The sequence below is a fragment of the Trichocoleus sp. FACHB-40 genome (genome assembly GCF_014695915.1).
Lineage (GTDB): Bacteria > Cyanobacteriota > Cyanobacteriia > Cyanobacteriales > FACHB-T130 > Funiculus > Funiculus sociatus.
Genome location: NZ_JACJPF010000075.1, coordinates 18136 through 29361 on the forward strand (window position 1 = coordinate 18136; position 11226 = coordinate 29361).

General features: G+C 45.6%; 7 protein-coding genes. All 7 read left to right on the forward strand.

The genetic code is table 11. From position 1 onward, the window contains the following. The first annotated feature begins 9 nt into the window (after positions 1 to 9). The 7 genes from H6F63_RS17945 (at position 10) to H6F63_RS17975 (ending at position 11104) form a co-directional block, all read left to right on the forward strand. Positions 10 to 2457, forward strand: a complete 2448-nt coding sequence (locus H6F63_RS17945) for an SDR family NAD(P)-dependent oxidoreductase (RefSeq protein ID WP_190638894.1) — start codon at positions 10 to 12, stop codon at positions 2455 to 2457. Beyond that, positions 2454 to 5801 (forward strand): type I polyketide synthase, encoded by a 3348-nt coding sequence (locus tag H6F63_RS17950; protein WP_190638895.1) that lies wholly within the window; start codon positions 2454 to 2456, stop codon positions 5799 to 5801. Before H6F63_RS17945 ends, H6F63_RS17950 begins: the two co-directional genes overlap by 4 nt. Before the next feature lie 98 nt (positions 5802 to 5899). Next, positions 5900 to 6640 (forward strand): 4'-phosphopantetheinyl transferase superfamily protein, encoded by a 741-nt coding sequence (locus H6F63_RS17955; RefSeq protein ID WP_190638896.1) that lies wholly within the window; start codon positions 5900 to 5902, stop codon positions 6638 to 6640. 144 nt (positions 6641 to 6784) lie between these two features. Continuing rightward, positions 6785 to 7066, forward strand: coding sequence for an acyl carrier protein (locus H6F63_RS17960; protein WP_190638897.1), 282 nt, complete (start codon positions 6785 to 6787; stop codon positions 7064 to 7066). A 5-nt stretch (positions 7067 to 7071) separates the two neighbouring features. Then, entirely contained in the window at positions 7072 to 8676 is a 1605-nt protein-coding gene (locus H6F63_RS17965) for an alkaline phosphatase family protein (RefSeq protein ID WP_190638898.1), read from the forward strand. Between the two features lie 156 nt (positions 8677 to 8832). After that, positions 8833 to 9636: an alpha/beta hydrolase gene (locus H6F63_RS17970; protein ID WP_190638899.1), complete on the forward strand. Its 804-nt coding sequence runs from the start codon at positions 8833 to 8835 to the stop codon at positions 9634 to 9636. Beyond that, entirely contained in the window at positions 9626 to 11104 is a 1479-nt protein-coding gene (locus H6F63_RS17975; RefSeq protein WP_199298120.1) for a hypothetical protein, read from the forward strand. Before H6F63_RS17970 ends, H6F63_RS17975 begins: the two co-directional genes overlap by 11 nt. The last annotated feature ends 122 nt before the right edge of the window (positions 11105 to 11226 follow it).

An 11226-nucleotide genomic window follows, 5' to 3' on the forward strand; every position in this document is an offset into this window, starting at 1 on the left:
CGCTACATAATGAAAGCGCGGGCAGAACTTTTACCTGACACGGAAGTAGTCTCCCTTAACGGGCTATTTCTGATTACCCAAGATCAGATGTCCGTTGCGCCTTACGTCTCGGAAGGCTTGCGGCGCATGGGAGCCACCCCAGTTACCCTCTCCACTGCTATTCTGCTCGATCCGGAAAAACTGGCGGCTGAGATTAACGAAGCGCGATCGCTTAATGGGGAAGTCAGAGGAATTATCCATCTGAGCGCACTTTCTCCCATCCCCATGCCGGAAACTCTCTCACAGTGGCGGCAGTACACCCAAATCGACTGCAAAAGCTTATTGACAGTTCTCCAAGTTTGTGCATCTGACCTAACGCCCCTTCCCTATGAGGTAAGCGGGGTGTCTAGCTCCCCTCTCCTGTTAGGAGGGCAGGGGGAGAGGTTCCCCTATACGCAAGTCCTAGCAGCCTCGCTACTAGGAGGGCAGTTTGGGCGTGATGGTAGCTGTAGTTCTGGTCTTCCCACAGGTGGCGGAAGTAAAGGACTACTCAAAACAATGGTGCAGGAATGGTCTGGAGTGGAAGCGAAAGCCATTGATTTCGACGATAGTTTATCAGCCGCCGAAATTGCTAGAACAATCATCAAAGAATTGCTGGTATCGGGAGGTCACTCAGAAGTCGGCTATCCACAAGGAAAGCGGATGGTATTTGAGCCAGTTTTGGCACCTTTATCTTCCCTTCGTGCTTCCTCCTTGCCGATTCATCCTGCCAAAGATTGGGTAGTTCTAATTACTGGTGGTGCTAGAGGTATTACAGCCGAAATTGCCAGTACCTTCCTGATTCCAGGGATTACCCTGATACTGGTTGGTCGTTCTCCGGAACCTGCGGAGGAATCTCCCGACACAACGGGAATCGAGGATATTTCTCAACTGCGGAAAATATTGCTGGCAGCGCAAGGAAAGCCAGTAACGCCCGTACAGATTGAGAATCAACTACGGGGAATATTACGCGATCGCGTCATCCGTCGCAACCTCAGCCATTGTCGGCAAGCTGGTGTCAACGTTGAGTATCAAGCAGTTGATGTCAGAAACGCTGAAGAATTTGGCTGTTTCATCGAGGAAATTTACTCTCGCTACGGTCGTCTGGATGCCGTCGTTCATGGTGCTGGTGTCATCGAAGACAAGCTGATAGTTGATAAAACCCTAGAATCCTTCGACTTTGTATTCGATACTAAAGTCGATAGTGCCTTTATTCTTACCCGACACCTGCGACCCGACTCTTTAAAATTACTCGTTTTCTTTACCTCGGTTGCCGGAAGCTTTGGCAATCGCGGACAGTCCGACTACGCTGCTGCTAACGAAGTTGTCAACCGTTTAGCATGGCAACTAGACCAGCGTTGGCAAAATACTCGCATTGTCGCCCTCAACTGGGGGCCTTGGGACGTCACGGGTATGGCTTCTGAGTCAGTGAATCGTCAGTTTCGAGAACGAGGCGTTATCCCCATTCCCCCTGATGCAGGTCGTCACTTCTTTATTGAGGAACTGCGTTATGGAAATAAGGGCGACACAGAGTTAATTATTGGGACTTTTGAAGGATTGGGGGCTGGGAAAGAAGGGACTGGGGACTGGGGACTGGGGACTGGGCATCCAATCACGTCTCAACTACAAATTCAACCCAATAGCACCGTTACCTTAGAACATACTTTCTCGCTTCTGTTGCATCCCTACTTGCAAGATCATTGCCTGGATGGTAAACCAGTTTTGCCGGCTGCGGGTGCCTTAGAGTGGATGGCGGAATTTGTCCAAGCTGCTTGGTCAGAATGGACAGTAACAGAGGTTCGGGATTTGCGAGTTTTGCGGGGAATTGTACTCGAAGAAGCCAGAAAAGTGCTTTTTATCGCTCGTGCTTCTACTCACGCCGACTTGGAATCTTTGGAAGTGGCAGCCCAAATTGTAGACCCTGAGAGTAAAATTCCTTTCTACAAAGCTACTGTGATTCTGCGTCCGCAGATGCTGGCATCGCCTAAGGTGCAAATAGACGCTTTAGATTCCGGCAATAGTTTGGATGTTGCTGTTGCTTATCGTGACTATTTATTCCACGGGCCTAGTTTCCAGTTATTGACAGCTATTGACCGATTAAATGGACAAGGAATTGATGCTGAGGTGATGCCATCGCAGCAATCATCTTGGTTATTTGATTTGGCTTTAATTGATACAGCACCGCAGTTAGCGATCGCTTGGTCGCGTGTCCAAAAAGGTACAACTGCCTTACCTTCAAGATTTGGCTCAGTTATCCGCTATGGCAAATCAGCGCTCAATAGTGTGCTAAAAGTTGCTTTCCGGGTTACTCAAGCTGACGACCATATGCTTGTGTACGATGCCATTTTTATTGATGAAAACGGTAACGTCCGCTTCCATCTCAAAGACATAGAAAGTACCTGCAATACCGCCCTTAATCGTTTGGCAAGCAAATTATGAATAAAATAGGTTCATCTACCAATATTGCGATTATCGGGATGTCTGCCTTGTTTCCGGGAGCCAAGAATCTGGGTGCTTACTGGGAAAATATTCTGAACAAGGTAGATGCGGTTGAGGATGCACCCGATGAATGGGCTGGTGCTTATTTTGATCCAAATTCTACCGAAAGCGGTCGCATATACACCCGTAAAGGTGGCTTTTTGGGTAAATTAGCTGAATTTAACCCGGTTGAATTTGGGATTATGCCAAATTCAGTGGATGGGGGAGATCCAGACCACTTTCTATCCCTAAAACTAGCACGGGATGCGATCGCTGATGCGGGCTACACAGATAAACCTTTCAATCGTGAAAAAACCGGGATTATTCTAGGACGAGGTACCTATATTAACCGGGGTTTTGTGACGGCACTCCAGCAGAGTATGATTGTAGACCAAACGCTGGATTTGCTGTGTCAACTGCATCCAACACTCGACCAAGACACATTAAATAGTATTCGCCAAGAGCTAAAGAGTAGCGTACCGCCTCTAGCTGCGGAAATCATCCCCACTTTGGTTCCCAACGTAGTTACAGGACGCATCGCTAACCGCCTAGACTTGATGGGGCCAAATTACGTAGCTGATGCTGCTTGTAGTTCTTCCCTGATTGCGGTTGAACTAGCGATGAACGAATTAATCAGCGGTCGTTGTGACATGATGCTGGCTGGAGGCGTACAGGCTGCCACTCCTGCACCGATTCATATGTTGTTCTGTCTGTTGGGGGCTTTATCTCACGGTAAAATTCGCCCGTTTGACACGTCAGGGGCAGGGACTCTGTTAGGCGAAGGTGTGGGTTTCTTGATTTTGAAACGGCTAGAGGATGCAGAACGAGATGGCGATCGCATCTATGCTGTTCTCAAGGGAGTTGGCACCTCCAGCGACGGCAAAGCGCTAGGCTTGCTAGCACCCCGGCTGGAAGGTGAAGTTTTGGCGTTACAGCGTGCTTACGAAAATAGTGGCATCGATCCAGACACTATTGGGCTAATTGAAGCGCACGGCACTGGCATCCCCTTGGGAGAACAGACCGAGATGCAGACGCTAAATCATGTCTTTGGTCAGCGTCAAGGAAACTTCCCACGCTGTGCCTTGGGTTCTGTGAAATCGATGATCGGTCACTGCATCCCAGCCGCAGGTGTTGCCAGTCTAATCAAAACTGCGTTGGCGTTATACCACAAAGTATTGCCCCCGATGCTGTGCGACGAGGTGAATCCAGCCTTAGAAATTGAGAAAACGCCATTTTACATCAATACCGAAGCTAGACCTTGGATTCATGGAGAACAAACTCCACGCCGCGCCGGAATCAACGCCTTTGGATTTGGTGGAATTAATGCTCATGCAATCTTAGAAGAATATAGAGGCTGGGGAGTGGGGACTGGGGATTGGGGACTGGGCGAAAACTCCCAATTACCAATTACCAATTGGTCTACAGAAATACTAATTTTCTCTGGTAATAGTAAGCAAGACCTGATGGCTTCCATCAACAACATTCAGCAAATTTTGCAAATCGATGAAAGTATCTCCCTTGCCAACCTGTCCTATACTTTATCGGAAGCAAACACTCAGCACTCTCATCGCCTAGCAGTCATTGCCAAAAACGTTCCAGAATTACAAACAAAGCTAAAACAAGCCCTAGAAAAATTAGCAGATTCCAAATGTACTAAACTGCAAACGCGCAGCGGAATTTACTACACAGCAGATGTAAAAAAATCGGGTAAAACAGCCTTTTTGTTTCCCGGAGAGGGGTCGCAATATCCTAATATGTTAGCTGACCTCTGCTTGTACTTCCCTAAAGTTCGGGCGTGGTTCGACTTGTCAGACGAAACCTTTGCGGGAATCTGGGAAAATCCACCCAGCCGCTTTATTTTCCCATCCCCAACAGGCTTAACACAAGAAGAACAAAAGCTGGGGGAAAATCAGTTATATGCGATGGATGTTGCTACCGAAGCTGTGTTTACTGGTGGCATGGCTTTAGACGAACTGCTGCACGATTTTGGCATCAAATGTGATGTTATGGTTGGTCACAGCACCGGGGAACATACGGCTTTACTCGCTTCAGGTGTCTCCCGCGTCAAAGGGAAAAAGCAACTGATAGAAATGAAACGTCTTCTAAACCAAAGTTATAAGGATTTAGAGGCAACAAATAGTGTTCCTAAAGGAGCATTATTAAGCGTTGGTGCTATTGAGCCTGATTTCATCAAAACGCTGCTCAATGCTTACTCAGGACGCTTGCATTTGGCGATGGACAACTGCCCAAATCAGGTGGTTTTGTTTGGCAGTAAAGGTGATATTGATGAAGCTGCAAATCAAATAAAAGAGGCGGGCGGAATTTGTATGCACTTGCCCTTCGACCGCGCCACTCATACGCCTGTATTTGAAGAGATGGCATCGGCTTTACGCAGCTACTATGAAAAGTTGGACATGAGTGCAGGTCATACTAGCCTTTATAGTTGTGCGACTTGTACCGAATTTGCATCAGACCCAGAAACTATCCGCGATGTAGCTATTAAACAGTGGTCTAGTCGAGTACGTTTTCGGGAAACAATTGCAAACCTTTATGATGAGGGCGTGAGAACCTTTATCGAAGTTGGCCCCAGCAGCAATCTAACTGGCTTTGTCGATGATATTCTCCGTAACCGTGATTATGTTGCTATACCCAGTAATACTCAGCGAAAATCTGGTCTAGAACAAATCCAACTTTTGCTGGCAAGACTGTTTGTAATAGGTAAAGAAATTGATCTGGCTCCTTTGTATAAAAATCGCCAAGTAACGCCAGTCAATTTGGATGTGAAGACTGTACAAAATGGCATTAAGAAACCTAGTCCTATTTTGGATCTAACGCTGCCAATAATGCAGTTGCGTCCAGAGTTTGCCCAATCAATACAGGAGAAGTTTCACTCCCACCAACCTGGTGAATCACATTTTGCACCAGAAAAACCTAACCCCCTAACCGTTTTACCCTCCGTTGAAGGGGGAGAAATTCTCTCCTCTCCAAGGGAAGCAAAAGAAATTCTCCCCTTCCCTAGCAGGGGAGAGGTCGAACCTGCGGAAATTCAAACAATGACGTTAAACCAACCCTTACAAACTTTTGAAAATAGTGCAGTATCCAGTGAAGTCAGTTTGGAGGAAGTGAGGAAAATAAACGCACAAGAGTCCTTTGCTACTTCTTCCGAAACTCCTGTTTTCTCGGATGATATCCGCTTAGCTGTTGTATCGGCGCATTTTGATTTAATGCAAGAATTTCTCGCGAGTCAGGGAAGGGTGATGACATCTCTGTTTCCTAACCCTACTGACAATAACGGTTCGGAGTGATAAAGCCAAAAAACTCGGTTTTCTTAGAAGTTACTCTTACGTGTCTAACACCGAGTTTTTAGTAAAAACTGGTTTTTATGTACTTACCGACAAAGAAAATGCTTCCTTCTCCTCCTGTCTCTCTCTCCCCCTCTTCCCCTCTCCTCTCACAACCTTGGATGCAAGTAGAAACGGGTCTAGTTTGTAGGCGTATTTATGTAGATCCAAAACCAGAAAATTCTCTAAATCCTTGCCATCAGGAACTGGCTGATTTGATGTTAAATGACAAAGAGCGGGAGATTTGGGATAAACTACCAGAAAAAGGGCCAAGACGACGCGATCGCTTATTCGGCCGGATCGCTGCTAAAGACGCTGTACGCCAGTGGGCAAAACAAGTTCTAAACTTGGAAATTGCACCTGTAGATATTGAAATTTTATCTACAGAATTGGGTAAACCGTTTTTGCGTTGTCCTAGCTTAGAGGCGATGGTGCCATTACCGGATATTTCTATTAGTCATAGTCGGGGTTATGTAGTTGCAGCTTTAGGGCGATCGCGTCTTGGTATCGACTTAGAAAGACTGGGAAATATTCGCTTTGAAGATTGGATTGATGCTGCTTTCAGCCCCTCAGAATTGGAATTGCTGCCTTCGGGAAATCTCCTGATTGCACTCGGTTTTTGGTGTGCTAAGGAAGCCGCCAGCAAAGCAGTTGGTACAGGATTGCAAGGAGTACCGGGAAAGTGGGCGATCGCTTCCTGTTCTCCTGATGGTAAACAAGTAAAAGTAACTCACAATAATGAGTGTTTTCCCGTCAATATATGGTATGGCGATAATGAAGTTTTAGCTATTTGTCAGTGTTAAGTAAATGGACATAAATAAACGTCACAAAAACCTAACCCTCGACTCCCTTCCCTCATAGGGGAGAGGAAGTCAGATTCTTCCCCTCTCATAGGGGAGGGGCGACATTAAAAAAGCAACAAACCGGGTTTTAAAGAGGCAAAAATCATGCAAGTCACCGAAACAAATATTCACTCCACAATCATCGACATTCTTCAAGACATGACCCAAGAATGGGAACTAGAATTAGATGGAATTACTGGTAATACAAACTTAGTAGAAGACCTGAGTTTTGCTTCTGTTGACATCATTCATTTAGTTGTCACTTTGGAAGAGCATTTTAAGCAAAAGCTAGGATTCGATCAGTTACTAATGCGCGGCGGTCGCTATGTAGATGACCTCAGCGTAGACGAAATAGTAACCTTTGTAACACAAAAATTAAACGGGTAAAAATAATGACTCGCACTCTCTTTATCGGACTCGATGGTGCTACCTTCACAGTTCTGGATAATATCACCTCTGATTTGCCGGAAATTGGCGTGACGATGCCTTTTCTGAAACAGTTTATGGAAACAGGAGTACGGGCAAAATTGCGCTCAACTCCCAATCCTTTGACTCCGCCAGCTTGGGTTTCCATTATGACGGGAAGAACTCCGGGAAGTCATGGAGTTTATGACTTTGTGCGCTACGAAGATAAAGGTCAGGATGTTTATTTCACCTTGTATGATTCGCGGGATATTCGTACAGAAACAATCTGGTCAATGGCAAGTCGTCAAAATCGCACCGCTGTAGCTTTAAACTTTCCATTTACAGCACCACCACGACCAATTTCCGGTTCTCTCGTTCCTGGTTTTGTCCCCTGGAAACATCTGCGCCGCAACACAACACCGCCTGAATTGTACGACCGACTCAAAGAAATTCCAGATTTCGATCCCAAAGAGTTGGCTTGGGACTTTGAAAAAGAAAATCAAACCCTAACCTACATGAGTACAGATGACCTGGAAAATTGGGTTAAATATCATATTATTCGGGAAGAACAGTGGTTCCGAGTGGCGGAGAAACTGCTAACCGAAGATAGTCCCGATTTGATGGCAGTTTTATTTGATGGTACCGACAAACTTCAGCACCAAGTTTGGGAATTTCTCGACCCTGGAATATACCCCACACACAACACACCTTGGCAGCAACAAATGCGGAAGTCTTGCTTGGAATATTTTCGCCGCTTAGATGGTTATATTCAGCGACTTGTAGAAATTGCGGGGCCAGATGCTCAAGTTTTTATGGCATCGGATCATGGCTTTACAGCAACGACAGAAGTTGTCCGCATCAATGCCTTTTTGCATGAAAAAGGTTATCTGACTTGGAGAAAAGTGGATAACTCTGAGGCGGAAAAAAGACGGGAAGCAAGCAATTTTGCGAACTTAGATTGGGAAGAAACCTTAGCTTACTGTCCAACTCCTTCTAGCAATGGGATTGCAATTCGCGTTGCTAAAAAGCCGGGAGAACCTGGAATAAAACCCGAAGAATATGAAAGTTTCCGGGAAAAACTAATTCAAGACTTGGAAAATTTTAAAGACGAGAACACGGGAGAACGGATTATCCAAGCTATTTATAAGCGCGAAGATGTATACTCGGGGAATGCTCTTTTAGAAGCACCCGATTTAACTTTAGTTTTGCGCGATTACGGCTTTGTTTCTATTAACAATGTCTTACCTCCCGTGGAACCCCGGAAATCACCCCAAGGGACTCATCATCCTGATGGCATTTTCCTGGCGGGAGGGAAAGGTATCAAGGGTGGATTTGAAGCTGAGCGACATAATGTTGCAGATGTTCCTGCCACTTTGTTGTATAGTTTAGGCTTAGATATTCCCTCGGATCTGGAGGGATTGGTTGCCAAGAGCTTCTTTACTGACGAGTGTTTGGAGTCAAAACCAGTAGTTACAGGTGCTACAACGGCAAGCGATCGCGCTCCAGAAGTCGATAATCAGTCTGGGAATATTACCGAGGATGAAAAAGATAAAATCCTCGCTCAACTACAAATGCTTGGCTACCTGGAGTAGAAATTGCCTGTCGCTCACCTAAAAACAGTCGATTTAAACTATCTTCAACTCCCTCAAAAGTTGTCCCTCGATTCTCCTTTAAACCCCCTTTACCAAGGGGAGCAGGGGATAAAGGGGGAGCAAGATAGTCGAAACGACATCCCAAGCAACCTAGTTATGGTGCATGGGTTGGCGACAAATTTGGCTTTTTGGTATCATCTGGCACTAGAGCTGAGTGTTACCCATCCGGTGACACTCTTCGATCTGCGCGGACACGGACGAAGTTCCATGCCTGAAAATGGCTATACTCCCCGGCAAATGGCTGAGGATTTAAGGGAATTATTAGATTATTTGGGAATAGAAACCGCTCATTTAATGGCGCATAGCTTTGGCGGTTCTGTCATCCTAGATTTTGCTTGTGCCTATCCAGAACGTGTAAAAAGTTTAATTCTGGTAGATGTACGATTGAGAGTGTTGCAGCCAAGGCAGAGGCTGCGCGACTGGCCCCGCTGGAAGAGGACACAACGAATTTTAAACCGGATTGGTGTCGAACTGGATGAAGACGATCCAGAATCTGGGTATCAAATACTCGAAGCGATCGCGCGATTGCAGCTGAGATTACCAACAGGGAAACACCGCCTCCGCAGATTATTATCGAAACTGGTGCCAGAAAACAGTCAACGCACTGCATCACGCTGGCTAAAGTTATTAGAAACAACTTCGGCACGGCACGATTTGAGAAATATTGAAGGTGTTAGTTTAGAGCAATTACAACAAATAAACAAACCCACATTAGCGATTTATGGAGAATCTTCGCCCACAGTTCCAACTGCTAATGCTTTAAAAGAAGTATGGACTCACGCACATTTCGAGTTTGTTCCTCTTGCTGGACATTTTTTTCCAGTATCTCAACCGCAAGCATTAATAGCATCAGTAGAAAGCTTTTTAAAGCGACTTAATTATTTAGACAATGCCTGTTAGTACCGAAATGAGAATTTTTAATCCAGAACCAAAACCAGGGCTGAAAGAATCCAACTTTCGCAAGATTTGCCAGAACGGTTTTGGAGACTTAAATAATTGCTACGCTCATGCGATCGCGTGGTTCAAAGACCATCTCTATGTTGGGACTTCCCGCGCCAATCTCTGTCTCATCAAAGCCGGAATGCCTCATGTAAAAATTGGCGTCTGGCCTGTTGAGTGTCCCTACCCAGTTTATTCCCCAGAGTTTGAGCAAAATCAGGCACGAGGCGAAATCTGGCGTTATAGTCCAGTTTTAGAACAGTGGGAGCGCGTTCATCAAGCTCCGATGGTTATCGGCAGTGAGGGAGATGAAATTAGCCGCGAACTTGGCTATCGGGCGATGGTGGTGTTCCAGGGAGAATCGGACACTGAGCCTGTACTTTATCTGGCGAATTGGTCGCGATCGCGCGGGGAAGGCGCTCTAATTTTACGCAGCGAAGATGGCAAAAACTTTCTCCCCGTATCCCAGCCTGGTTTAATAGGTTTAAAATTCACAAGTACGCGATTGCTCGTACCTTTTAAAGGCAAATTATTTACCGCACCAACAGGTTCTGCTGGAGGTAAACATAATATTTCTGGTGTCCCATTTATTTGTGAAAGCCCCGATCCTGCTAAAGGTGAATGGCAAATAGTAAATGAACCCGGATTTGGAGATCCAAGTAATCAAGCTATTTTCGAGCTAGTCGGATTTGGCGATTATCTATATGCTGGAACCGCCAATAACAATGGTTTCCAAATATGGCGTACTTTGGCAGAAGGAGAACCACCCTATGAATGGACAAAGGTAATCTCAGATGGTGCTGGTCGTGGCAGCTTAAATCAAATCACAGTCAGCATGGTAGTTTTTAATAATGCTTTATATGTAGGCACTGGTATTCAAGGCGGCGGCTACGATCAGCAAAATAAAATAGGGCCAGCCGCTGCTGAAATTATCAGGCTACATCACGATGGCTCCTGGGAACTAATTGTAGGAAATCCCCGTGACGGAAAACAGCATCTAAGCGGCTTTTATCCGGGATTTAATAATTATTTCGGCGGCTACATCTGGAAGATGAGTATCCATGATGGCTGGCTTTATGCAGGCACTATGGATTGGACTATCTTCCTCCGCTACACCAATTTTGAGGGTAAAACTCAGAGGCTATTTAGTTTTCTGAAGCGGGTAGGAGTAGAAAATATTATTGAGCATCAAGGCGGCTTTGACCTGTGGCGAACTTACGATGGAGAAAATTGGCTACCAGTCACCCGCCAAGGATTCCAAAATCCATATAACTATGGAGTTCGCAACATCGTTTCTACGCCTCATGGTGTTTTTATCGGCACAGCTAATCCCTTCGGCCCAAAAGTAGCTACGAAGGTAAGTGATGACTGGGAATGGACTTACACAGATAACCCAAATAGTGGTCTTGAGGTGTGGCAAGGAAAATAAAATTAGTCATAAGCTGTTGTGCATTTAAATTGTGATAAAAGCATTACCTTTGTTTTTGAGCTTTCGTCCCCACTTAATAACCAGCTCTCCTTCATTTAAAAGCCGATGTAATAAATACTCTA